General features: G+C 58.6%; 18 protein-coding genes and 1 pseudogene. 12 read left to right on the forward strand and 7 right to left on the reverse strand.

The window, feature by feature from the left end; translation table 11 throughout:
• Nucleotides 1–39: 39 nt before the first annotated feature.
• A complete protein-coding gene (locus ACIGFL_RS08815; protein ID WP_397496897.1) occupies nt 40–378 on the reverse strand; it encodes a hypothetical protein in 339 nt (112 codons plus the stop codon).
• A gap of 531 nt (nt 379–909) precedes the next feature.
• Between ACIGFL_RS08815 and ACIGFL_RS08820 the strand changes: the two genes are divergently transcribed.
• The 7 genes from ACIGFL_RS08820 to ACIGFL_RS08850 all read left to right on the forward strand — a co-directional run bounded on the left by ACIGFL_RS08820 (nt 910) and on the right by ACIGFL_RS08850 (nt 6,330).
• Nucleotides 910–1,158, forward strand: coding sequence for a DUF2116 family Zn-ribbon domain-containing protein (locus ACIGFL_RS08820; protein ID WP_397496898.1), 249 nt, complete (start codon nt 910–912; stop codon nt 1,156–1,158).
• Nucleotides 1,155–1,388 (forward strand): hypothetical protein, encoded by a 234-nt coding sequence (locus ACIGFL_RS08825; RefSeq protein WP_397496899.1) that lies wholly within the window; start codon nt 1,155–1,157, stop codon nt 1,386–1,388. The genes ACIGFL_RS08820 and ACIGFL_RS08825 overlap by 4 nt, the downstream gene beginning before the upstream one ends.
• Nucleotides 1,388–1,876: a hypothetical protein gene (locus tag ACIGFL_RS08830; protein ID WP_397496900.1), complete on the forward strand. Its 489-nt coding sequence runs from the start codon at nt 1,388–1,390 to the stop codon at nt 1,874–1,876. The genes ACIGFL_RS08825 and ACIGFL_RS08830 overlap by 1 nt, the downstream gene beginning before the upstream one ends.
• Before the next feature lie 713 nt (nt 1,877–2,589).
• On the forward strand, nt 2,590–2,919 hold the full coding sequence (locus tag ACIGFL_RS08835; RefSeq protein ID WP_397496901.1) for a hypothetical protein: 330 nt from the start codon (nt 2,590–2,592) through the stop codon (nt 2,917–2,919).
• Between the two features lie 707 nt (nt 2,920–3,626).
• Nucleotides 3,627–3,902 (forward strand): hypothetical protein, encoded by a 276-nt coding sequence (locus ACIGFL_RS08840; protein WP_397496902.1) that lies wholly within the window; start codon nt 3,627–3,629, stop codon nt 3,900–3,902.
• The gene (locus tag ACIGFL_RS08845; protein WP_397496903.1) at nt 3,899–6,046 is read left to right on the forward strand and encodes a tape measure protein; all 2,148 of its coding nucleotides are present in this window, start codon (nt 3,899–3,901) and stop codon (nt 6,044–6,046) included. The genes ACIGFL_RS08840 and ACIGFL_RS08845 overlap by 4 nt, the downstream gene beginning before the upstream one ends.
• On the forward strand, nt 6,043–6,330 hold the full coding sequence (locus ACIGFL_RS08850) for a hypothetical protein (protein ID WP_397496904.1): 288 nt from the start codon (nt 6,043–6,045) through the stop codon (nt 6,328–6,330). The genes ACIGFL_RS08845 and ACIGFL_RS08850 overlap by 4 nt, the downstream gene beginning before the upstream one ends.
• A 741-nt stretch (nt 6,331–7,071) precedes the next feature.
• Here ACIGFL_RS08850 and ACIGFL_RS08855 read toward each other — a convergent pair.
• Nucleotides 7,072–7,356 carry a hypothetical protein gene (locus ACIGFL_RS08855; protein WP_397496905.1) on the reverse strand — a complete coding sequence of 95 codons (285 nt, stop codon included), beginning with the start codon at nt 7,354–7,356 and terminating at the stop codon, nt 7,072–7,074.
• 157 nt (nt 7,357–7,513) lie between these two features.
• Between ACIGFL_RS08855 and ACIGFL_RS08860 the strand changes: the two genes are divergently transcribed.
• A complete protein-coding gene (locus tag ACIGFL_RS08860) occupies nt 7,514–8,053 on the forward strand; it encodes a recombinase family protein (RefSeq protein ID WP_397496906.1) in 540 nt (179 codons plus the stop codon).
• A 508-nt stretch (nt 8,054–8,561) separates the two neighbouring features.
• Here ACIGFL_RS08860 and ACIGFL_RS08865 read toward each other — a convergent pair.
• Nucleotides 8,562–9,263 carry a hypothetical protein gene (locus ACIGFL_RS08865; RefSeq protein ID WP_397496907.1) on the reverse strand — a complete coding sequence of 234 codons (702 nt, stop codon included), beginning with the start codon at nt 9,261–9,263 and terminating at the stop codon, nt 8,562–8,564.
• A gap of 86 nt (nt 9,264–9,349) precedes the next feature.
• On the reverse strand, nt 9,350–9,568 hold the full coding sequence (locus ACIGFL_RS08870; RefSeq protein ID WP_397496908.1) for a hypothetical protein: 219 nt from the start codon (nt 9,566–9,568) through the stop codon (nt 9,350–9,352).
• 723 nt (nt 9,569–10,291) lie between these two features.
• On the opposite strand from ACIGFL_RS08870, the pseudogene ACIGFL_RS08875 reads away from it, so the two are divergent.
• Nucleotides 10,292–10,879: pseudogene (locus tag ACIGFL_RS08875) on the forward strand (DMT family transporter); the annotation flags it as partial.
• 66 nt (nt 10,880–10,945) lie between these two features.
• Here ACIGFL_RS08875 and cysK read toward each other — a convergent pair.
• Nucleotides 10,946–11,920 carry a cysteine synthase A gene (cysK, locus tag ACIGFL_RS08880; RefSeq protein ID WP_021444876.1) on the reverse strand — a complete coding sequence of 325 codons (975 nt, stop codon included), beginning with the start codon at nt 11,918–11,920 and terminating at the stop codon, nt 10,946–10,948.
• Between the two features lie 208 nt (nt 11,921–12,128).
• On the opposite strand from cysK, the gene ACIGFL_RS08885 reads away from it, so the two are divergent.
• Nucleotides 12,129–12,974 (forward strand): MoxR family ATPase, encoded by an 846-nt coding sequence (locus ACIGFL_RS08885; RefSeq protein WP_122108554.1) that lies wholly within the window; start codon nt 12,129–12,131, stop codon nt 12,972–12,974.
• Between the two features lie 188 nt (nt 12,975–13,162).
• Nucleotides 13,163–14,341 carry a VWA domain-containing protein gene (locus ACIGFL_RS08890; RefSeq protein WP_021444878.1) on the forward strand — a complete coding sequence of 393 codons (1,179 nt, stop codon included), beginning with the start codon at nt 13,163–13,165 and terminating at the stop codon, nt 14,339–14,341.
• Nucleotides 14,342–14,517: 176 nt separating this feature from the next.
• Here the strand turns inward: ACIGFL_RS08890 and ACIGFL_RS08895 are convergent, their stop codons facing one another.
• Complete coding sequence (locus ACIGFL_RS08895) at nt 14,518–21,216, reverse strand: peroxidase family protein (RefSeq protein WP_397496909.1); 6,699 nt, start codon at nt 21,214–21,216, stop codon at nt 14,518–14,520.
• Nucleotides 21,217–21,782: 566 nt separating this feature from the next.
• Between ACIGFL_RS08895 and ACIGFL_RS08900 the strand changes: the two genes are divergently transcribed.
• A complete protein-coding gene (locus ACIGFL_RS08900; protein ID WP_397496910.1) occupies nt 21,783–23,246 on the forward strand; it encodes a sensor histidine kinase in 1,464 nt (487 codons plus the stop codon).
• 11 nt (nt 23,247–23,257) lie between these two features.
• On the opposite strand, the gene ACIGFL_RS08905 is transcribed toward ACIGFL_RS08900, so the two are convergent.
• Nucleotides 23,258–23,926 carry a response regulator gene (locus tag ACIGFL_RS08905; protein WP_397496911.1) on the reverse strand — a complete coding sequence of 223 codons (669 nt, stop codon included), beginning with the start codon at nt 23,924–23,926 and terminating at the stop codon, nt 23,258–23,260.
• Nucleotides 23,927–23,955 lie beyond the last annotated feature (29 nt).

Consider the following 23,955-nt stretch of genomic DNA (forward strand, 5'->3'; position numbering starts at 1 on the left):
GCCCCGCCATAGTGCGGGGCTTATCGTTTCTGGCGCCTGTCAGTCTAGCTTTTTCAACGCTTCGTCAATCTCCATCACCTCAAGGTCAATCCCCTCAACCTGCGCCAGCAAATCAGCCTTCCGCCGCTCCAGACTCTTGCGACCCTCTAGCAGCTCATGACGGTACTTCTTCAAGATCGACCCAGCATTCACAGGCCCAGCAGCCACACCGCCTTTAGGCCCACCCTTCTCCCCGTATGCCTCAATCCAGCGTGTTAAAGCAGGCTGAGACGGGTTGCCCCCTTTAGATTTGACGAATGCGTTAACGCTCAACCCGCTTGCCTTGAACTCAGCTACCAGTGCCTTGCGGTCTTGCTCGGTGTACGTTGGTCGTGCCATTTCGGCGCCCTCCCGTGTGTTGGAGACATGACGTTAAACCAGCTTCACACATCACACAACATCCTAACGTTAAAAATGTTTGAAAATGGTTAAATAATGCTTGACAGAATCGATTTTCGGGTTTAAGATATAAGAGAGTAGGGGGAAGATTATTCTCCTACTCCCCCCTCCTAGCTTCACCCCTGCCGTCAGGCACCCAGTACATCCCCGAATTCAAATTGACAGCACCGTTCTCTAGGTCGGTGGTTGAGGGGCTCTGCCTGCCACACAGACTGTCGAATGTGGCAACTACTCCTCCTGTTCGGGGTTACAGCTTTCGCCCAGCTGGGCGCAATACTGCAAGCGCCTACTTCGACTACCACGGCAAATGGGCAGTGGGGCGAAAGTTGTAACCCCAACCTATCCATATCGAACGCCAGCCTACGCTGTAGGCCCTCCTGTGTTTGATCCTAGAGCACCCCTCCCGGTGCTCTCTTTTTACTCAAATCAATGGTTACCACAAATCACCACTTTACCGAGGACGATATTCCTATGTCTAACGAAACTACACACGCAACACACTGCATTGAATGCGGGACGCCAATCCAGGCCAACCGCCCTAACCATCGGCTCTGTTCAAATAAGTGCGCCAGCGCTCGCTACCGTCGAAAGATGAAAGCCAAGAAGGCCACCGAGCTGACAGCCCTTCAACGTATCGAACAAACAGTTGCCAGCCTAGCCGCTGAACTGGCCGCCCTACGAACAACAAACCAAAACCAAAACACAGGAGATGCAAAATGAAAGATCAAACCATCCACTACCTACGCCACGCCTTAGCCGATCAACTAGCGCACAGTGTCCGTTTACAAGTTGAACTAGACCAAGCTGTAGACACAATCAACGGCCTGCTTGAGCTAGTCGAAGTTATGACCACGCACATTAACGTTTTCCACGCTCAACACGGAATGCCGCCGATGGTTAATGAATTCGCTGGCCTTGAGTATGTTGCATTTGCTGGGGAGGCTGCGTAATGACGGCACAATCAACAATGAAGCACAAGTTCGACCAAGAGGCGCTAGACAAACTTATTGAAAACCATCTGAGCTTTTACAAGAACCGAGAACACACGCATAACCAACGCGGTGCAGTGGAATACGTTTCTGTAGATACGCCGACACAGATGCTACATGCCTACGCCGAAAAGATTAGTGCTGGTTACACGCTACACGAGAGTTTTCCGGTAAATGCTCACATGATGAACGGGACGGGGTTTTATTCGTTCTATGTGGTGAAGCCTGAGCAACTCCAGCGCGAAGACATAGAATTTATCACAGCTGAAGTAACTGCCGAGTACCACGCCGAGCGTAAACGCCTATATCAACAGCACCTTGACTTCATCGTTCAAGAGAGCATGGAACGAGAGAAGCGCGAGCAAGAACGAAAAGCACAGCTAGCAGCTGAGAAAGCTAAAACGAAGTTTGAAGCGGAAGCCCGCGAAACTCTTGGAGAGTTTGCTTGATGTCTCGTCGATACGAAGAACTAACTTTCCGCCATCGTGCCAAGATTCAATCTTGGCGGCAGCCTGAACGAGAACAGCCCGAGAGGGATTGCCTGGAATGTGGCGAACCCCACACTAAAGACGATGTTTTCTGTTCTTACTTCTGCCGTGTATCTCACAAACGGGCGGCATAACGTCGCCCCCAACCACCGAGGACAACAGATGAAAATCGTACTAAACGAGAACAGCACACGACTGTTACTTCAGATTATGCAGGCTACGGGAACTGACTCACCAACCCATGCCGTGCAAGTTCTGATTACAAACAAATTCAAATCCCTAGTTCCGCAAATGGAGAACAAAACTGATGACCAACGCAACACACGCTAAAACACAACACACCACAACCCCTTTCCTGATGATCCCTCACCACCTTCTGCAAGCTCCTGGCTTCGTATCCCGTACTACTAGTGAGGTGCTGGACTTCAACCTAACTCAACTCGTGATCTTCCAATGGATGAAGTGCAGTTATGACAGTTACGTCGGGAAGGGTAGCCGATACCACGAATCACAGGCGAGTATCGCCAAGGCATGCCGCACATCTACGCGGACAGTGATCAGAGCCATGGAGCTGTTCGAGCAACATGGATACTTGATCAAGGATCGTAAACGGGGGGGGGTGCGTGTGGCAGCTCCCCCACTCCCTGGAAATTGCACAGGAGGCCCCTGTCGTAGTGAAGGCCAAGCCAGCAGCTAACGATGAACCTGATTGTTTGCAAGATGAACCAGAGATTGCACAGGCAAGACCGATCATTGTGCAGGTGGCGCCAGCAGATGAGCCTGCCAGCGATGATGATGAGGATATTTTCGGGCCTGTCGTTGGATCGTATGGCACACAGCAGGACGTTAGCACCACAAGCCACGGGGCTGGAGCTGTGTTAGATAAGTTCATCAAAACACAACCTGCACACATATCGTTCGATATGCCGGATGAATTTTATGCAGACTACGATGATCGTGATTACGGCTACGCCAGTGCGGATGATATCGACGAGCCATTCTGACAGGGGTTGGTATCTCACAGATACTTTTACAGGTATCTCACAGATACCTACCCCGCCACGTAAGTGACAATTTGTCACTTTGGTAGATCACCCCTCCACCATTCTGCCATTTTGTCACTTACCATTCTGCCATTTTGTCACTTACCATTCTGCCATTTTGTCACTTTCGAATGTGCCATTTTGGCAGACAATAAGAATAATAAAAATAGATACAAGAATAGCTTATAAGAATAGCACCAAAGCAAGAGCAGAAGCTGGGTTCTCTGATTACTTCGTACTACGTCCTTTGTCTACTGCAGACCTTCGTCGTCTGCCGCAGAGCTGGAAGCTCGTTACTATTCAATGCTCCGCATTGTGGGTGCAAGAATCTTCAAGCTCTGCTTGAGTGTGCAATATCGTTTATCTGGTAGGTCGTCGTTCCTCCTCCCGAATACCAGATAGTGCTACGCCCTTCGTCCTTCGCACCACTGCCGATCCTACTGACAGTCCACGGTCAAAGTAAGATGAAGTCAACACAATCGCTTCGCTCTTGATGTTGCCGCTATCATCTTGTGGTGCAAATAGCTTGTCTGTTGTTCGTCGTTCCTCCTCTCACAAACAGACAGTGCAATAACCCCTTTCAATTCCAATTGTCTACTAGCAGACCATCGTGCAATAGCTTTCGCTATTCGTGCCAACTCAACTCATCCGAACACAGGAAAATATTTATGTCTCATAAAGAAGCGCTTATGGCCAGTCTTCTGGCCAAGCCGAAGAAAGTAACATTCGACATAGCCGAGATGACCTCTCGGCAGGTTACACCGGAGATTCTGAAGGCTGCAAAGCCGGACGGATTTCCATTACCACATGGCAGCACATACGCCGATCTTGAATCGTTAACTACGGACGTTATTAAACGTTGCTCCGTCGAGGGATACCCCCTGACCCAGGCTGCCCGATTCATTCAACAAATCGCAGACCAATTTAACGGAAGCCCTACATGAGCGATAAAGTAATTGCAAGCCTAGTCGGTAAGTTGAGGTTTGAAGCCGATTATTCAGCCCTTCTCAAGTTTGAGAAAATGTTAGACCGCGTGGCACAGAAGATGGATGCCATGACTAAGAAGGCCGAGATTAAGCTCGGCATCAAACCCAAGGCAGAGAAGTCCCAGACAGCAGCACAGGCGCATAACGCCCGTATGAGGGAACACAAGCTTGAAGTTGCCCTAGCCCGTGCCAAGAAGGCGACATTCGCCGCTGAGCTTCAAGGTCAGAAGCTCCAGTTTGCAGGCCAGAAAGAATCTCAAGCACTCCAGACAGCCACTCTGCGTACACAGCAACAGCAGGCCATACTGGCAGAGAAGGCAGCCCGAGCCCAGCAAGCTCAGCTCAAGGCGGATGGTGTACGCCAGAAGAACGCCATCACCCTGGAACAGGCCAAGATTCGCCAAGCCCGCCTCGAAAAACTCTTGGAAGCCCAGCAGGCCAAAACCAACGCTCTCAAAACCAAAGAGCTGAGAGAGATGACCGCCCTACAGCGTGCAGAAATGCAGCTCCAGCAACTGAGAGCCGCAGGCGCTAGACAGGTACGCCGAGACAACGAACGCAGAGCCCAGCAGCAACGCCGAGAGGCACAGCAGCAACAGCGCCAGCAAACAGCCGCCCAGCGCCAGGAAACACGATTCCAGCAATCCCAGCAGCGTTTCCAGTGGGCCCAGCAGCGCCACCAAGCATGGGAAGCCAACAAGAGTAACGTAGGTGCAGGGTTTGGCTTTGATGCTCTGGCCGTGGCTCGTAACCACCCGATAATCGCCGGCCTTGCTGGTGTAGCTACAGCCTTGTACGCCCTTCAAGCACGCTTGGATCAAGTGCAAGACCGCGTTTCATCCTCTGAACAGTACGAGAATATTTTTCGTCAGATTGGTGGCAAAAACCCGGACAACGTTAAGTTTGTTAAAGATCGATTCTTTGAGATTGGCGATAAATACGGAACGTCAGTTGATAAAGTCGCCCTGGAAGATTTCCGGAAATACGTCCTTCAGCAAGTGAGCCTTGGTAAGTCTCTAGAACAAGCCGCCGCAGGGTATGAGCTACAGCAGGCCGCTTTCCGTGGTGCTGGCATGGACAAGACACGCCAAGAGCGCGCCGCATACCAACTCTCACAAATCCAAGCCAAAGGCCGCCCAGAGGGTGCAGACGTTAACGATTTGTTTGATGCTGCCCCACTACTGGCAACACCAATCCGCCAAGCCGCTGCAGATAGATTCGGCTTCAAGGGAGCCCCCGAAGAGTTAGCCGGATGGTTCAAGCAGGCTGTTACAGATGCCAAGATTACAGCAGCTGATTTTAATCAGGGTATGGCCAATTTCGTTCGTGATAACGCGGACATTATTGCAATACAACAGCAAAGCATCGACGCAGCCAAGCAACGCTTAGAGAATGACAAGATCATTCAACAAGTGCAAATAGACCAATCTGAAGCTCTGAAGGCAAGCATTCATGAACGTATCGCGGCAGAGCGTGAACTTGTAGAGGCAATGAAGCCTGTTAGAGAAGCTCTAGCAATCTTCGATACAGCTCTAATGAAGGCAACAGCCAGCGTCCTAAACTTCTACTTCAAAACTCCAGAAGTATCGAAGCTAGAAGCGGATGTTAAGGCCAAGCAAGATAAAGTTGAGAGTATCGAGAAGTGGGCACAGCCCGATCACCCAGCTTTGCAACGTGCAGAGAAGGATTTGGCTAAAGCCAAACGCAAGCTTACAGACGTTCAAGTTAAACAGGGAATCCCTGTCACTGCTGATAAAGCTCCAGGCTACTTGTTAAATCAAGAGCAACGGGAACAACAAGTTCCCGAGTTCCTGCAAAAGCTTGAGCAAGGACTAATGAAGCTCCCACAGAACTTTATATCTCCACTAGGAGAGTTCCGCTCTCCAGAATCAATCATCAACGACCACAGCACGACCAACACAACTAGAGTTGTTCAAGTCACTGCACATGTCGCTATTGATGCATCTAGTGCAGACGATGTTAAGCGTGCCGCCAAGGAACTGGAACTACAGGTTGAAGATATGGCTAAGAAGTCATTCGACGCTATGTTCACTGGAAAGCTTGACACAGCTAAAACCAATCTGGTGCAAACGAAGAAATGACTATTATCCAAATCTTGCAATTTGCACAAAGCGTGGTATTCGCTGGCGCTCTTGTCATAGCCGTTGTTGCTACAAACAACTTCAACGAACGTCTAACACTTATCGAGGATAACCAACGCAGTCTTGAGGCTGCGTTCATCCTCAAGCATGACATTCAAAGTGAACAGCTTTCCAGGGTGCTGGGAATCTTACAATCTCCGATGTTATGCGCCAGCCCTCCAAGCCTGAACATTCGCACAGGCAGCCACGATGTTCAGATCAACGACAGCAACATCCAACGCTGAGAGCCCAGCACTTACGCGGGTTCGAGCACACACAGCTAGGCTGTGAAATGTCCACTTTCTTCAAGAAGGAAAACATTCTCTCAAGAGGAAAACATTCCCACAGCCTTTCTATCTGCGTCACGTTACGTGACAGAGGAGACGCACAGCGTCGACAATCCCCAATCTATTAAAGGAAAAGATTATGAACCCCCAGGAACACAACGCTAGCGTTGACACCTCAGACGCCCTAGCGTCCAATGCGCTCGCTGCTGCAGCAAAGTGGCTATCAGAACAGCCCCCAGCCGTACAACTTGAATCTGGTGTGTGGGTACACCCCGCCATGCTGTTTAAGGGCATGCCTCTAGCAGTTCCAAAACCTGTAGGCCGTCCCCGCTTGGTGCCAGTCCGCAAGTTGTATGGTGTGGATGAATGAGGACGAAAACGTCCTTTTAAAGTGGTTAAAAAGCAGCCATTAACAGATGCCCTGGCTCTTAATCGAGCTGGGGCTTTTGTTGGAGCCCAGCAAATACGCTATATGCACGTGTACAGAATTTAACAAGAGCGTTTTTCCCTCGCTCTTTTCACAAATCGACGATTGAAGTCGAAACGAAGCCAAACATTCCGCAAGCCACAGGGAGACGCACAGCGTCGACGCCCATGCTGCACAGACGTGCATTCACGATCTACCGCATTCGTCAATAGAGATTTGAGAACCAATAAAAAACCCGACACATGGTCGGGCTTAGCTGTCTGTATTCGTGTTTACAACTTAATCACTCTCACGCTGATAGGTTCAGCACCTACGCCGCCTAGTGTTTCTCGTGTGATAACTGCATCAATCTGTTTTTGATCAGCAACCACATAGCCATCGCTGGCCGGGTGGTACACACCACCATCGTACAGTATCACCACCCCTGCCTTGCCTCCTAGGTCTCGCAGTACCTCAATCCAGTGGTTCCCTTTGGTTATCTCTTGCGGTTCCACACCTTCAGCCCTTCCCGCTGCTACCGCTACACCAGCAATCGTCAATTTGTATTCCGTGTGCATGACGCTCTCCTTGGTTGTGTTCATTGAAGTGTACTCATACGACCGCCTGCCGGTGAATACACGACCCACCTCAATTCCGTATTCATTTGACTTGCCTTGATCAATGAATACATCTATCATGCTTGCATCTAGACCCAAATGAATACAGAGGCATGGTATGGCACAGGTTGGATACGTTCGCGTTAGTTCGGTTGATCAGAACACTGCTCGTCAGCTTGATGGCATCGCCCTGGACAAGGTCTTCACTGACAAGGTGAGCGGCGCCACCACCGACCGCCCCCAGCTCCTTGCCATGCTCGATTACGTGCGAGAGGGTGACCGCATCCACGTCCACTCCATCGACCGCCTCGCTCGCTCCCTGGCTGACCTGCTGTCTCTGGTGCAAGAGCTGAACGCCAAGGGCGTGCATGTGCAGTTCCACAAAGAGAACCTGTTGTTCACTGGCGACGACAACCCCACTCAGCACCTGATGCTGTCCATGATGGGTGCAGTAGCTCAGTTCGAACGTAGCATGATCAAGGAGCGCCAGCGGGAAGGTATCGCCAAGGCCAAGGCTAAAGGTGTGTACACCGGTCGGGCTAAAACCATTGACGACGAAGCTATTCGTGCAGAGATTGCCGCTGGTTCATCATTCCGTAAGACTGCTGAGAAGTTGAATGTATCGCTGTCCACTGTTCAGCGTGCAATGCGTGCGTAAGGCCACCAATTAGCCCCGTTGCGGGGCTTTCTGTGCCTCATGCTGGCGGTGTGTCACCTCAGTCAAAACACGCTGTAATCGCCTTATAGAGCGTCCTGTGACGTGCAGATACTTCCCGATTCCTGCCGTTCAGGGTAGGCCCCTGGCGTTTGTGTTAAACAGCTCGCCAACCGCAGAGGTCGCACTATGAAGAAACGCCCGAACGTCCTTTACCGGCTCATCAAGTGGGCGGTAATGCTTGCCCTCCTCGCCTGGCCATCCTGGCTGCTGGTCTACATATTGGCCTCGGCAGACTCCTTAGTAGCCACAGCCGGCGCTTGCTTTGTGGGTTTTCTCGCCTTCTGTGGTGCAGTGACTACATTCTGGATGGTCGTAGTAGATCGCTCCCCATTCCTGTAGCTCAGCAGTAGAGCTGCTGTGATATTTTTCTCAGCTACAACCCAGCATTCATACGATCTGCAAGGATTCCCAGCGGGCGGGGTGGGAGTGGGGATTTCTTGAGTAGGCGTCAAGAAAAAAGGCTTATCAACGACTCCAGTGCCGCGATACCCGCCAGAGCGGCGGATATTATCGTTGTCCGCCAGACCGTTAGGAGGTTGAAATTCCTTCCACCTATTCCCTTACGATTTCTGTCATCCACGTATTTCCACCATCGAAACTTTCGGACATCCCACCACGATGCATGGACAGCACAGCTAACAACCCGCTGGATCGTCAGCGTCTGCTTAACAAGCTTGATGACACGATCTCTTGTTAAGTCGTCCGGGTTGTAGGTGTAAAACAATAGTATGTCTTTGTCGTGGTCTGCCCGAGGCTGTGCACCAGCTCCGATCCAAGGCAGGAAGCACCATGCCTGAATGATCCCGCGCCACTCGTTGTATTGGATGACCAGGCGCGCCCCACGCTCGTAATTCGATTGAATCTTGTTCGCCCCTCTTGGGCCTCGCTCAATCGTTTTACTCACCGTAGAGCCTGGCACCTCTAGGCCAATCTCTTCCCGCCCCACGAAGTCGCAACCGAGTTCGCCCGCGTGCCGCTTTTGCCCATTGGCCACCACGTAAGCTTGCCGATCCTGCCGCGCTGCATCTTTGAACTCGTTCAGCGCTTTTACCGCGATTAGCTTGTGGATCGGCCAGTTGAGGCGCATGCGGTTTTTTCGCCACTGCTCGGCCTCCTGCCTACGCCTCTCCCTCTTCCACACCTCATCCATGCGACTCGTTCCTGTATTGGTGTGCAGCCAGTATTACGATATTTCGCACCCCAACACACCAGACGCTTGCCACAGTGCACAGCCGCTCAGCGGGGGCAGGGAATTATTTTTCGTGCAAGCTCGTCCCTTTGGGCTGTCACTTCAGCAAGGGATTCTCTGAGCTTCGCATTGTCTACGATGTGCGCCATAAGCTCACCTTCGATTAGTTCGATGTGTGCCAGGGCTTCGGGTAGCGTGGTGATATCCGGGGGCAGGAAGTCGCCATTCGGATCGAGGCGGGGTTGCAGCTGAATAACGTTGGTCATTGTAGTTCTCCTGTGTCAGTTCGTTGTCGATAAGTATTCCTCCCCGTTCTGGGGTTGGTTGTGTTGAGGGGGTGCATTGTGCACGAACCAGCCAGGGCTGTCAAGAGCCTTGTGGGGCTACAGCCCATCAGGTTACCTGATGAGTTTTGCACTGAACAGAAAAATACGACGAATGGTCTTGACAGAAAAGTCAATCCCTGGATAATAGAGCGAAAGCGACCGAGGCGAAGTCGAGGGAGCTTGAGCGATGCTCTTGCACCGATAACGGAGTTATCAAGAGTAACTATTAATTAATATATATTATCATCTAACTCATGCGAACGTAGTGAGTCAGTTAGATAGTAGTTATTATTACTTAAGCATTATTCTTAATAATATATTTTACAGGGGTATAACTATTAAGACTTATACGTCTGAGATTATATAACTCTTGAGTATATGTAATAATATAACAGCTTTCGCTGTTCCCCTTCGCCTGTGGCTGTGTGCCACGTCTCCCCATCCGCAGGATAATCATGCGCCGTTAATCCCAGTAGCGCTGGAAGCTCCTGGGAGGGCCTACAAGGCTCCCCAGCCCTTTAGGGCACCCTTGGGTATCCCCTAGTGCAGAAAACGCAGCCAGCGGCCTATTTGGTGCCTTCCCGTTGATATATGGATGCACGTCCATATCTATCGGGAACGATAGTGCTGTTTGTCGTCAATCTTACCTGTGCCGATAGTATCCCGTTGATGGGCGTGCTGATCGGCGCGCTGTTCTTCCACGAGGGCATCACCACGAGCAAGGCCGCCGGGGTGTTCCTCGGCCTGCTCGGCGTGGCGGTGCTGACCCGTACCGGGCCGGTGGCCTTCGACCTCGAGCTGTTGCTGGGCGCCGCCGCCTGCCTGGTGGCCACCACCTGCTACGGCTTCGCTGGCTTCCTCACCCGCCGCTGGATCGGCCAGCAGGGCGGCCTGGACAACCGCCTGACCGCCTTCGCCAGCCTGGTCGGTGCCAGCCTGTTCCTCGCCCCGCTGTTCGCCGGCAGCCTGGCGCTGCAGGCGCCGCCCAGTTGGGGCGGAACGAATGTATGGCTGTCGCTGGCCGGCCTCGGCCTGCTTTGCACCGCCTTCGCCTACGTGCTGTATTTCCGCCTGCTGGCCGATATCGGGCCGATCAAGGCCAGCACCACCACTTTTCTGATTCCGCCGTTCGGCGTGCTCTGGGGCGCCCTGCTGCTGGGCGAGCCGCTGAGCTGGGACTACCTGCCGGGCTGCGCGCTGATCGGCGTGGCGCTATGGCTGGTGGTCAGGCCGAGCATGGCCAGAACCTGAGGCAGTGCGCACGGCGTACCCTACGAAAAAGCCGCCCGAGGGCGGCTTTGTTGTAAGGCGGTATGACTATTGCTGCAGCTCCTGCTCGGTAAACAGCCCGTCGAACAGCATAGACGACAGGTAACGCTCGCCGGAGTCCGGCAGGATCACCACCAGGGTCTTGCCCTGCATCTCCGGCTTCTCCGCCAGGCGCACCGCGGCGACCATCGCCGCACCGCAGGAGATGCCGCAGAGGATGCCCTCCTCGCGCATCAGGCGCAGGGCCATGGTCTTGGCCTCGTCGTCGGCCACCTGTTCGACCTGATCGACCATCGCCAGATCGAGGTTCTTCGGCACGAAGCCGGCGCCGATGCCCTGGATCTTGTGCGGCGCCGGCTTGACCTCGGCACCGGCCAGGGTCTGGCTGATCACCGGCGAGCCGATCGGCTCCACCGCCACCGAGAGGATCGGCTTGCCCTGGGTCTGCTTGATATAGCGAGACACCCCGGTGATGGTGCCGCCGGTGCCGACGCCGGCCACCAGCACATCGATGGCGCCATCGGTGTCGCGCCAGATTTCCGGGCCGGTGGTCTTCTCGTGGATCGCCGGGTTGGCCGGGTTGTCGAACTGCTGCGGCATGTAATAGGTGGCCGGATCGGAAGCAGCGATCTCGGCCGCCTTCTCGATGGCGCCCTTCATGCCCTTGGCCGGCTCGGTCAGCACCAGCTCGGCGCCGAGGGCCTTGAGCACCTTGCGCCGCTCCAGGCTCATCGACGCCGGCATGGTCAGCAGCAGCTTGTAGCCGCGTGCGGCGGCGACGAAGGCCAGGCCGATGCCGGTGTTGCCCGAGGTCGGCTCGACTATGCACATGCCCGGCTTGAGCACGCCGCGCTCCTCGGCGTCCCAGATCATGCTGGCGCCGATGCGGCACTTGACCGAGTAGGCCGGGTTGCGCCCCTCGATCTTGGCCAGGATAGTGACCCCTTTCGGCCCCAGGCGGTTGATCATCACCAGCGGCGTGTTGCCGATGGCCTGGGCGTTGTCTGCAAAGATGCGGCTCATGTCGGAAGTCCTTGGCATGACGGGAAAAGCCTCAAGCCTATGCCTGCCGCCCGGCGCCGTCCAGCCAGCAGACCGAAAGCCGGGTGACTCGCCATTCAGTGACTGAATACCGCGTCCACGTTCACAGCCGCCGGGCCTGCGCGTTATAGTCACCGTCTGAATCTCTGCAGCGGGCCGGCCCCGCGCGTTACCGTTCGAGGATTTTCCGATGAAGTTCGAAGGCACCCAGTCCTACGTCGCCACCGACGACCTCAAGCTCGCGGTCAACGCCGCCATCACCCTGCAGCGCCCGCTGCTGGTCAAGGGCGAGCCGGGCACCGGCAAGACCATGCTCGCCGAGCAGCTGGCCGAGGCCTTCGGCGCCAAGCTGATCACCTGGCACATCAAGTCCACCACCAAGGCCCACCAGGGCCTGTACGAGTACGATGCGGTCAGCCGCCTGCGCGATTCGCAGCTCGATTCCGACAAGGTCCACGACGTTCGCAACTACATCAAGAAGGGCAAGCTGTGGGAGGCCTTCGAGGCCGACGAGCGGGTGATCCTCCTGATCGACGAGATCGACAAGGCCGACATCGAGTTCCCCAACGACCTGTTGCAGGAGCTCGACAAGATGGAGTTCTACGTCTACGAAACCAACGAGACGATCAAGGCCAAGCAGCGCCCGATCATCATCATCACCTCGAACAACGAGAAGGAGCTGCCGGACGCCTTCCTGCGCCGCTGCTTCTTCCACTACATCGCCTTCCCCGACCGCGACACCCTCAAGCGCATCGTCGACGTGCATTACCCCAACATCAGCGGTGAGCTGGTGGCCGAGGCGCTCGACGTGTTCTTCGACGTGCGCAAGGTGCCGGGGCTGAAGAAGAAGCCCTCGACCAGCGAACTGGTGGACTGGCTCAAGCTCTTGATGGCCGACAATATCGGCGAGGCGGTGTTGCGCGAGCGCGATCCGACCAAGGCCATCCCGCCGCTGGCCGGCGCCCTGGTGAAGAACGAGCAGGACGTGATGCTGCTCGAACGCCTGGCCTTTATGGCACGCCGCGCTTCTCGGTAAAAATCGGGCTGCTGCGCGTCGACTGGCGCGCAACCCACTCGATACAGGGCTCGCGAGCTAGAGCCAGGCAAGGCGAAAACGAGCTGAACAGCGCAGCGTACTGCAGTACGTGAGCATGGGCAGCGAGCTTTCAACGCCGCATGGCCGACGCGCAGCAGCCCGGCCAGAACTGACATGAGGGCGCAGCCATGCTGCTTAATCTATTCAACGAAATGCGCGCGGCCAAGGTGCCGGTGTCGGTGCGCGAGCTGCTCGACCTGATCAACGCGCTGAAGCACAACGTCGTGTTCGCCGACATGGACGAGTTCTACTACCTGTCGCGCGCCATCCTGGTGAAGGACGAACGCCACTTCGACAAGTTCGACCGCGCCTTCGCCGCCTACTTCAAGGGCCTGGAGAACCTCGACCGACATATCGAGGCAATGATCCCCGACGAGTGGCTGCGCAAGGAGTTCGAGCGCCTGCTGAGCGACGAGGAACGCGCGCAGATCCAGAGCCTGGGCGGCCTGGACAAGCTGATCGAGGAATTCAAGAAGCGTCTCGAAGAGCAGAAGGAAAAGCACGCCGGCGGCAACAAGTGGATCGGCACCGGCGGTACCAGCCCGTTCGGCTCCGGCGGCTACAACCCCGAGGGCATCCGCATCGGCGACGCCGGCAAGCGCCAGGGCAAAGCGGTCAAGGTGTGGGATCAGCGCGAGTACAAGAACCTCGACGACCAGGTCGAGCTGGGCACGCGCAATATCAAGGTGGCGCTGCGCCGCCTGCGCAAGTTCGCCCGCGAAGGCGCCGCCGAGGAACTGGATCTGGACGGCACCATCGACCACACCGCCAAGGACGGCGGCCTGCTCAATATCCAGATGCGCCCGGAGCGGCGCAACACGGTGAAACTCCTGCTGCTGCTGGATATCGGCGGTTCGATGGACGCCCACGTCAAGGTCTGCGAGGAGCTGTTCTCGGCCTGCAAGACCGAGTTCAAGCACCTGGAATATTTCTACTTCCACAACTTCATCTACGAAAGCGTGTGGAAGAACAACATGCGCCGTACCAGCGAGCGCACCGCCACCCAGGACCTGCTGCACAAGTACGGCGCCGACTACAAGGTGGTGTTCGTCGGCGACGCGGCCATGGCGCCCTACGAGATCACCCAGGCCGGCGGCAGCGTCGAGCACTGGAACGAGGAAGCCGGTTACGTGTGGATGAAGCGCTTCATGGAGAAGTACAAGAAGCTCATCTGGATCAACCCCTACCCCAAGGACACTTGGAACTATACCGCCTCCACCGGCATCGTCCGTGAGCTGATTGAGGACCGCATGTACCCCCTGACCCTGCAGGGCCTGGAAGACGGCATGAAGTTTCTGTCCAAGTAAGAACCAGATCGAAGCATCAACACATAACGCTAAAAGAAACCCCAGCCAGGCTGGGGTTTCTGCTACTGGAGGCAAAGAAACTACGGAACGCCGCCCCCGCAGGCGACGTGCCGTAGTAAACCTGGCGCCGACCCTGGCCTACCGCGCGTGACCCGAACGCCAGGGATCACGCCGCCTCACGCCAACTGGAAGTCGGCGATGGTCACGGTGGTGTGGTCGGTCACACCGACCAGGCGGATGCTGCCGCCGTCCGCACCGTTAACCGTCACCAGCACATCGCTGCCCGCATCGGCGATATTGACCCGACTGGCGAAGGTCGCCGCGGTCAGGTTGAAGGCCGCGATATTGAGCAGGTCCTGCCCGCCAGCCGGGTTGGCGTCGAAGCCGATGATGGTGTCGTTGCCGAAGTTGGGGCCGAACACGAAGATGTCGTTGCCGAGCCCCCCCACCAGCGTGTCGTTGCCGGCACCGCCGGTCAGTACGTCGTTGCCGGTACCTCCCTGGATCCAATTGTCCAAGGCATTGCCGGTGCCAGTGAAGTTACCAACGCCACCATACGCCATGCGCTCCACGTTGGCCGTCAACGTGTAACTGGCCAGCGAGGTCCATACCGTGTCGTAACCCTCCCCGGCCAACTCAATCACCTGATCGCCCGCATCGGTCACCTCATAGGTGTCACTACCGACACCACCGCGCATGATGTCGTTGCCCGTACCGCCAATCAGCACATCGTTGCCGGCACCGCCTTCCAAGGTGTCGTTTCCGGCACCGCCGTTCAGGCGATCATTGCCGGCTCCACCCTGGATCCAGTTGTCCAAGGCATTGCCGGTGCCAGTGAAGTTACCAACGCCACCATACGCCAGGCGCTCCACGTTGGCCGTCAACGTGTAACTGGCCAGCGAGGTCCATACCGTGTCGTACCCCTCCCCGGCCAACTCAATCACCTGATCGCCAGCATCGGTCACCTCATAGGTGTCACTACCGACACCACCGCGCATGATGTCGTTGCCCGTACCGCCAATCAGCACATCGTTGCCGGCACCGCCTTCCAAGATGTCGTTCCCGGCTCCCCCCATCAACCTGTCGTTACCCAATGCACCTTGAATCCAGTTATCCAGACCGTTTCCCGTACCGGTAAAGTTGCCAATGCCACCATACGCCAGGCGCTCCACGTTGGCCGTCAACGTGTAACTGGCCAGCGAGGTCCATACCGTGTCGTACCCCTCTTCGGCCTGCTCGATCACCTGATCGCCCGCCTCGGTCACCTCGTAGGTGTCGTTGCCGGTACCGCCAATCATGATGTCGTTGCCCGCACCGCCAATCAGGATGTCGTCGCCGGCGCCGCCATCCAGAATATCGTTGCCACCGAGGCCGCTGAGGCGGTCGTTGCCACCGAGCCCCATGATGTGATCATCCGCTGCCGTGCCGCTGATCGTGTCGGGCCCGCTGGTGCCCATGATCACCGCACTGGCCACAATGGCAGTGGCCACCGAGGTCAACGACTCGAAGGTGCCGCGGTTGTCGGTGTAGCTGACCTGCACCCGCACCTGCTGGCCGGCCTGAGCCGCCGTCAGGGTGAAGGACTGCGCAGTGGCGCCGGCGATATTGCTGAAGCTATCGCCGCTACCGGCCTGCCACTGGTAGGCGAAGGTCACGCCAACTATGCCGTCGGCATCGGCGATCTGCGCGGCGGAAGCGATCAACACCTGGCCGACGCTGGGCGAGGCGTTGCTGAGCTGCGGCAGCCCGGTGGGCGCGTCGTTGACGTTGAGCACCGGTTCGGTGACTTCGGAAATCAACACCTCGGGGTTGCCCAGATCATCGTTGAAGCTGACCACCACGCGCAGCGGCAAGCCCACTTCGGCATCGCCGGGCTGGAAGCTCTGCCCCGTGCCGACCTGCACCCACTCGCCGGCCACCAGCGCCTGCCAGGCGTAGCTGAGCACGGCGAACTGGCTGCCGTTGGGGTCGCTGACGATGGCGGCCGCCAGCAGCATCTCGTCCTCGCTGGGCGCCATGTTGCTGATGGTCACACTACCCTCGGCCGGTCGATCCACCAACCACACCTCCCGGTCGGCGAACCGCAGAACGTCGATATTGCGCAGGGTATCGGTGCCGTCCGACATCACTCGGCGCGTAGTGTGCAGGCCATCCGGATCGAGCGGGTCGAAGGTGGTCACGGTGCCACCGCCTCCAGCGAAGCGAGTATGGGCAACGGTCCAGGTGCCATCGAAGTTCTCGATGATGTCGTACTCTTCCGCCAGTCCCCAGTACACGGCGGTGTCAATATCGTTCTCATCCTTGCTGTAGAGAATTTCTCGGACGATATGCAACTGGCCGGGGTTGAGCAGGCGGCTGAACATGGCCTGATCCAGGGTCAGGTTGTCCGACGTGCCAGCCAGGATGCCGCTCTTGTCGGTGATAACCTTGGTCATGCCGTCGGTCGTACCGATCTCGTTGCCCTGATCGTCGCGAATGCTGATGCGCACGTTGAGCCAAGCCGCGCCGTCGATATAGTCGTCGCCGCCGCGCCCCTCGATCACATCGCTACCGCCACCGCCTAGCAGGATATTGCCGGCGTTGAAGGCAATCGCCGACTCCAAATCCGCGGCAATCAGGTTAGCCAACGCCTCCGTCAGACCACTGGTAACAGCCTGCAGGTCCTCGACCGAAAGGTCGGTGATCCGCGCGGCCACCACCTCGGTCAGCCCTGTGACCAGTGCTCCCAGGTTGCCCAGGCTGGCCGTGCCGCCCAGCAAGAAATCGACTTCGGCGCGCAACGCCTCGACGAGATTTCCCACCTCGGTCTCCTGCGGGTTCTCCAGGAAGGCGAAGAGGAATTCAAGCTGACTCAGAGGGCCCGACCCGGTATCCCCCATAAAAGACGCAAGCAGCGCATCGACCTCGGCAACGATGTCATCCAGACGTCCGGGTACGAGCGGCTCCGGCTTCTGAGGAACCAGGTAGTCCAGCAGCTCGCGCAATCCGTTGATGCGATCCACGCCAGCCTGGCTGAGGAAGTTGTTCTCGTCCATCTGCCGCTCTGCTTCGGCGTCCGGATCGTTGGCACGATCATCGCCGCGCAGCACATCGTCCAGATCCCAGCCCGACAGCGCCTCGACCTGGCTGAAGCGGTCGCGCAGCACCTTCAGCGGCTCGGTGTCGAACACCATCTGATTGAGATCCGAGTAGGCGGACACCGTGCTGTCCTTGTGGATTACCCAGTCGAAGCCCCACATGCCGATATTCTTCTGGATACCGGCGCCGGCGAACATGATGTCGTCGCCGGAGTCGGCGTCGTAGTCGGTGTCGCCCTGGCCGCCGTTGAGCACGTCGTGGCCGCGGATCGGGCTCTCGAAGAAGATGTCGCCGTTGTCGCCAGCGATGTAGTCGAAACGTCCGCCGCCTTCCACCCAGTCGTCGCCGGAGCCGCCGAACAGCGAATCGATGCCGTCGCCGCCATGGATGAAGTCATTGCCGGTGCCGCCCAGGATCTCCTTGCCGTCGGTGCCGCCGATAACGAAGTCATGGCCGTCGCCGGCGAAGATCAGGTCGAGGCCGTTGCCGCCATGAATCACGTCGTTGCCGCCGCCGGCCTTGATGATGTCGTCGCCGCCGATATCGGTGATGATGTCGTCGCCGTCGCCGCCCTGGATGATGTCGTTGCCGTAGCCACCCTCCAGGCGGTCGTTGCCGCCGTCGCCCCACAGGGTGTCGTCGCCGATGCCGCCTATCAGGGTGTCGTTGCCTTCGCTGCCCCCCAGCACCACATGGGCTTCACCGTTGTAGCGCAGGTAACCCTCACCACGTTCCACCATGGGCGTCAGCGCCTGCATGATGGGATCGTCCCATACCGGGTCGCCGCCGATCTGCAGCGCCTGGTTCAGCTCGAGGATATGGTCCACCGAGGCGAACAGATCGCCCGGCAGGTGCGAGGAACCCGGCTGGCCGAGGTCGGTATTGGCCATCACCAGCGAGGCGAAGGAGTTGGCCTCCAGCGCCCCCAACAGGTCGAGTCCCTGGGTGCGCGACAGGTAGTAGAAGCGGTCGCCGTCCTGCAGCTTCTCCATCTGCACTTCGAAGACGAAGTTGAAGGTCGAGCCGAGCATGCCGCCGAACGGCATCTTGCGCTCGGCCAGGCCGCCGATCCAGAAGTCCACCAGGTTCAGGCCTGACTCTCGCTCGGCCCAGGTTCCGCTGCTGTTGAGGAAGTCGACTCGGTCGCTCGGGCTACCCGCTCCGCCCATCACCAGCAAGGTGGCGGCGGCGCGCTTGGCTTCGGCGGTATCGGCCGCGAGAATGCTGTCGTGCTGGCCGTAGGCGGCGATGAAGTTGATGATCGACGCCGGGTTCTTGATGTTCAGCGCGAAGTCGGTCCAGCTGACGTAGGGCTTGAGGTTGCTGTCGCCGGTGGCGGTGAAGAACTGCTCGCGCGCGCTGTTGAGCGACGGCACGCCGGTGTCGCGGCCGCGGGCGATATTGATCGCCGCCAGGTCCAGGGGCAGCCCCACCAGGTTGTTGCGCAAGGCGCCGGTGACGAACTCGTCGATCTCGTTGCCGGTCTGCCGGGTCATGCCGCGGATGATCGAGCCGGCCATGACATCGGCATCGGCGCTGCCGAACTCGACCGGGTTGAGGAAGGCCTCGATCAGGCCGATGTCGCTGGACTGCATGTCGAAGCTCAGCCGATCCACCGTTTCGTTGAGCATGGAGTGGCCGAAGCGGTACACCACATGGGCGAACTCGGCGACGATGGCCGCGTCGATCTCGATATCCGGCTGCACCATGAAGATGTCGGTGAACGGCTGGATCTTGCGCACGAACTCCTCGAACACCAGGTGCTGGTACTGCATCTCGTTGACGAAGCGCGCGGCCTGAAACAGCCGCTCGCCGTTCCAGATCAGCCCATCGGCGCTACCCGGCACCTCATTCACCGGTACCAGCAACCATTCGTTGATAAAGGCCAGATCGCCGCTGGCGAGAATGGTCTGCTTGTTGGACTCGACCAGGCGATTGTGCTCGGAGTGGAACACATGGTGCACCGCGGTCAGGCCGATGTTCTCGTTGCCGCGACCGTCGCCGGTGATGTAGTGGGCGTCGAGCAGTTCGTTGTCGTATTGCGCCAGTGTCGGCAGATTGCCAGGACCTACTGGCAAACCGGGGTTGAAATCCGGATTCGCAACAGGCGGGCCACCCAGGCCGACTTCGTCATCGCCATCGGCCACCTTCATGGAACCATTGGAGTTGAACGGATTGGCACTGTGGGCAATATCGTCGAGAAAGGCATGGCCGGTACGGGCGGCACCAGCGGTGGAGATCGGGCTGTCGGGGTTGCCTTCGACCTCATAGGGCGGCGGGCCGGCCATCACCAGCTTGGGAAAACCGTTCTCGCCACGGATGAACTGACCATAGGGGTCGGTGGCCAGCAGCGGCACGTTGCCGACATCGGCATCGGTCAGGTCGATGCCGAGCATCTCGCGCGCCTGCGCCTTGATGTCGGCCCAGGTGGCCAGCCCCCCGTTGGCTCCGTCGAGCATATGCCCGGTGGCTACCGGCTTACCATCGTGCAGCATGTATTCGCGCAGGAACACCTGGTGCGAGGCATGCGAGGTGTAGGTCTGGTTCTGGTCGACGAAGGGGGTGGTCTGGTTGACATGCTCGCGCACGTCGTCGGCGGTGCCCAGAATGCCATCCGGCCCCGGCTGGTTGGTGGCGCGGGTGAGGATCATGAAGTTGCTGTGCGAGCCTTCGACGTACAGCGGATCGTCCGGCTGCAGCGGGATATACACCATGCCGCTGCCCCCCTTGTTGACCAGATCCAGGCCATGGTCGAAGAACTGGCCGAACAGGCTCATCCAGGCGTTGAAAGGAGCGCTCAAACCCTCGTCCGGGGCCAGGTTGGGCACCAGCACGCTGCCGTTGTCCATGACGATGCCCAGGTCGGCCAGCAATTGATCGAGTTCGGCGGCCTTCGCCGCGGGCAGCGCCTCCAGCAAGGCATCGCGAGCGTCGGTATCGCTCTGCAGTTGTGCCAGCGCAGCTGTGACGTCATCCATGGCAGACGCTGCCACTGCGGCCGAAGCGGTGGCGATCTCGCCGAGCAGCCCAGCGGCTTGCACCGCGGCATTGGTGACGGCCACGGCATCACTGTATGCGGCCAGCGCGGTCATGACGTCGCCATTGGTGTTGAACGCTTCCAGCAATGTCGCCTGGGCCAGCGCCTGATCCGCCTGCGCGGCCGTCACCAGCGCCAGCGCCTCGTCATGCGCCAAGGCATCGGCATCGGCCTGAGTCTGGGCGTCGACTACCGCCGCGTGTGCAGCCAGCACCGCTTCGGCAGAAACAAGCAGGTTGGCTTCGCTGGCTTCAAGCGCCGCCAGGGTGTCCTGCTCTGCCGCCTCGGCCGCCTTCAGGGCAGCCCAGGCCGACGCCACCAGTTGCGCATCGCCGAAGACGTCGCTGGAGCCGGCGTATTCCAGCGCGGCCATTATCACTGCAGGATTGTTCAGGCTCTGATCGACGATCAGGTTGCTGATCACCCGCGGCTGCGAATCCACCACATAGCCGCTGGTCTGTTCATAGCTGGTCTGGGTGCCCGAACCGGGGAAGCCGGGGGGCGCGCCGGCGCCGTCGATGCCGGTTTCCGCATCGCGGAACTCCGGCTCCAACAGGCGCGGCATGGTCTGGTCGGCCGAGCCGTAGTACTCCTGGCCAGGCACCAGGTTGTTGTAGGTGCCGTCGACCGTACGCAGACCATAGGGCAGCAGCGGGTTGCCGACCAGGTCGTAGAGCGAGGCGCCGGCGGCGTGGGCTTCGGCGATCTTGATTTGCTGGAGGATGAATTCCAGATCGGATTGGGTTGTATTGACGGCCATTTTGTTGTGCTCCCTCGATGTGAGTGCGACTGACGAATGCGTCAGAAAAACCACATGCATACGGCAACATTGCAACGGCGTGGCTAAGCGCAGGCAGAAGAGTGTCTGGATCGGTGCAGGGGGATCGAGCCGCAACTGGCGCTTGCTCGACCCGGGCGGCTGCGGGGCCGCAGGACGTGGCTAGGGCGGTCCGTGGCAATGCCACAGGCCGGCGGTGCCGCATGAGGTCGCCGCTTCAGTGCGGCGTGGACTGCTGTCCATGTTCTTGCGCTCCGGCGCGGGTGACGCGGTGCGACGGTCGCGGTGCCCTCTCCTGCACCGCATCCCGCCGCCGACGCCACGCTTGCAATGCCCGAGGCCCACTTCCCTGAGCCCCATCAAGCTACGGCTGTAACGGCCCTCGCACCTCGGTCTGCGCGACTCGACCGACTTGACGGGAGTCGGTAACGACGTCTCGGCGACCCTGCGAGGCGAATCCTGAACTAGCTTGTTGATAGACCTCGGTAGTACGGGAACCACCGGGGGATCTTTCAGCACTTGGTTGCAAGCATCGGGGAGCGACGACGATGTCCATAGATGCAAAGGTCGAATCAAATTCGAAGACCTTGGTCGAGGCCGTCGATGGGACTTTGGTCGAATCCGCCTCGTCATGGTGGCGTCGCCTGGGGCAATCGAACCGCTCGCTGCAGTTCGTCCTCGCCGCGGCGCTGATCCTCGGCGTGAGCATGGTCTTCGTTGGCAGCCTGGTCAGCCAGCAGATCAAGCGCGCCGCGGCGCAGAGCGCGGGCGAAGGCGCGGCCATCTACATGGAGGCCTATCTCGACGAGTACGTGCAGGAGCTGGCCAACGCGCGCAGCCTGAAACCCGAGAGCGTGCAGGCCATCGACGCGCTGATGAGCCAGACCTCGCTCAACAGCCATATCGTCTCGGTGAAGATCTGGCTACCCGACGGCAGCAACGTCTACAGCACCAGCAAACACGCGGCCTTCTACTACTATCCGGCCGAACCCATCGCCGCCGCCATGCAGGGCGAAGTGGTCACCCGCCTGAGCCCGCTGGAGCACGACGAGCACGCCTACGAGCGCAGCTTCGACCGGCCGCTGTACGAAACCTATGTGCCGCTGCGCGAGTTCGGCAGCGGGCGGATCATCGCCATCGGCGAGTTCTACGAGATGGAGCACGAGATCGGCAGCATCCACCAGCAGGTCTGGGCGATCATCGCCGCGGCCACCCTGGCCATGCTCGCGCTACTGTTTCTCATCGTCCGCCGCGGCGACCGCATCATCGAGCGTCAGCAGGCGATCCTGCGCCAGCAGATGCGTGAGCAGGAGACGTTGCACCAGCAGAACGCCGCGCTGCAACGCCGGGTCAGCACCGCCAGCCAGGAGTTCGCCACCATCAACGAGCTGACTTACAGACGCCTGGGCGCCGACTTGCACGACGGCCCGGCGCAGCTCCTGACCCTGATCCTGCTGCGTCTGGACGAGCTCGCCGAGCTTTGCCAGGCGGGGGAAAGCGACGCGCTAGAGACCATCCGTAGCGCCGCCCAGGAGAGCCTGCGCGAGATCCGCGGCATCTCACGCGGCCTGGCGCTGCCGGAGATCAACGAGCTGAGCCTGGACGAGCTGCTCAAGCTGGTGGTGCAACGTCATGAACAGCGCAGCGAAACCAAGGTGCAGCTCGAACTCGGCGAACTACCGGCGACACTGAGCCTACCTTACAAGATCTGCGTCTATCGCCTGGTGCAGGAGGCGCTGAACAACGCCTTCCACCATGCCGGCGGCCAGGGCCAGCGAGTCAGCGCCGAGTGCAAGCAAGGCGTGCTGGAGGTACTGGTGGCGGACGCCGGCGCTGGCATCGACCTGGCGCGCCAGGCCGCGACGGGGTCGCACCGCTCGCGCCTGGGGCTGGCGGGTATGCGCTATCGGGTGGAATCGCTGGGCGGGACCTTCGACCTCGAATCGGCCCCCGGGCAAGGCACCCGGGTCAAGGCCAGATTCGATTTGCGCGGCGGCGATAGCCGCCAGTAGCTGTCAATGGGTCAGGGTGTGCTGATGCCCACATGCCAGGTCTTGCGGCTTTCCCAGTAACGGCGCACCGCCGCCACCGCCTCGACCCGATTGCGCGCATGCAGCTTCTGCATCACGTTGGTCATGTAGTACTTCACCGTTTTCTCGCTCAAACCGAGCTTGGCCGCCACCTCGCGATTGGTCAGGCCGCTGGCGACCTCGCGGATGATCTGTTCTTCGCGGTGGGTGAGATCGGCGCCGTGCTGTTCGCTGCGATGCTTGCGGAAGTTGCTCAGCAAACGCGCCGCCAGCGCCGGGGTGATAAAGGTCTCGCCCTTGGCCACGGTACGGATCGCCTGGATCAGCTCCGGCCCGCTGACACCCTTGAGCACATAACCCTGAGCGCCGCCCTCCAGCGCCGCATAGGCGTCGTCCTCAGATTCCGACACCGTCAGCATCAGCACCTTGACCCTGGGCTGCGCCTTGCTGATGGCGCGTAGCGCGGCGAAGGTATCGCCGGGCATGTTGACGTCCATCAGCAGCACGTCCGGCTGACAGCGCGCGGAAATCTCCCGCGCCTCGTCGGCGCAGCCGCCCTGCTCCACCACTTCGAAATCCTCCACCCGGTTCAGGGTCGCGGCCACCCCCTGACGCAGCAGCGGGTGGTCGTCGACTATGCCCACCTTGATCTTGTCGCTCATCGAATATGCTCCCCTCAAGGTTTATACCC

Source organism: Pseudomonas sp. NPDC077649 (assembly GCF_044542855.1).
GTDB lineage: Bacteria > Pseudomonadota > Gammaproteobacteria > Pseudomonadales > Pseudomonadaceae > Aquipseudomonas.

Bases quoted from the DNA above. Each gene is read 5' to 3' on its own strand.
- ACIGFL_RS08870 (WP_397496908.1), bottom strand. From the start codon at position 9,568: ATGACCAACGTTATTCAGCTGCAACCCCGCCTCGATCCGAATGGCGAC.
- ACIGFL_RS08885 (WP_122108554.1), top strand. From the start codon at position 12,129: ATGAAGTTCGAAGGCACCCAGTCCTACGTCGCCACCGACGACCTCAAG.
- ACIGFL_RS08845 (WP_397496903.1), top strand. From the start codon at position 3,899: ATGAGCGATAAAGTAATTGCAAGCCTAGTCGGTAAGTTGAGGTTTGAA.
- ACIGFL_RS08865 (WP_397496907.1), bottom strand. From the start codon at position 9,263: ATGGATGAGGTGTGGAAGAGGGAGAGGCGTAGGCAGGAGGCCGAGCAG.
- ACIGFL_RS08825 (WP_397496899.1), top strand. From the start codon at position 1,155: ATGAAAGATCAAACCATCCACTACCTACGCCACGCCTTAGCCGATCAA.
- ACIGFL_RS08840 (WP_397496902.1), top strand. From the start codon at position 3,627: ATGTCTCATAAAGAAGCGCTTATGGCCAGTCTTCTGGCCAAGCCGAAG.
- ACIGFL_RS08820 (WP_397496898.1), top strand. From the start codon at position 910: ATGTCTAACGAAACTACACACGCAACACACTGCATTGAATGCGGGACG.
- ACIGFL_RS08895 (WP_397496909.1), bottom strand. From the start codon at position 21,216: ATGGCCGTCAATACAACCCAATCCGATCTGGAATTCATCCTCCAGCAA.
- ACIGFL_RS08860 (WP_397496906.1), top strand. From the start codon at position 7,514: ATGGCACAGGTTGGATACGTTCGCGTTAGTTCGGTTGATCAGAACACT.
- ACIGFL_RS08850 (WP_397496904.1), top strand. From the start codon at position 6,043: ATGACTATTATCCAAATCTTGCAATTTGCACAAAGCGTGGTATTCGCT.
- ACIGFL_RS08900 (WP_397496910.1), top strand. From the start codon at position 21,783: ATGTCCATAGATGCAAAGGTCGAATCAAATTCGAAGACCTTGGTCGAG.
- ACIGFL_RS08905 (WP_397496911.1), bottom strand. From the start codon at position 23,926: ATGAGCGACAAGATCAAGGTGGGCATAGTCGACGACCACCCGCTGCTG.
- ACIGFL_RS08855 (WP_397496905.1), bottom strand. From the start codon at position 7,356: ATGCACACGGAATACAAATTGACGATTGCTGGTGTAGCGGTAGCAGCG.
- ACIGFL_RS08815 (WP_397496897.1), bottom strand. From the start codon at position 378: ATGGCACGACCAACGTACACCGAGCAAGACCGCAAGGCACTGGTAGCT.
- ACIGFL_RS08830 (WP_397496900.1), top strand. From the start codon at position 1,388: ATGACGGCACAATCAACAATGAAGCACAAGTTCGACCAAGAGGCGCTA.
- cysK (WP_021444876.1), bottom strand. From the start codon at position 11,920: ATGAGCCGCATCTTTGCAGACAACGCCCAGGCCATCGGCAACACGCCG.
- ACIGFL_RS08890 (WP_021444878.1), top strand. From the start codon at position 13,163: ATGCTGCTTAATCTATTCAACGAAATGCGCGCGGCCAAGGTGCCGGTG.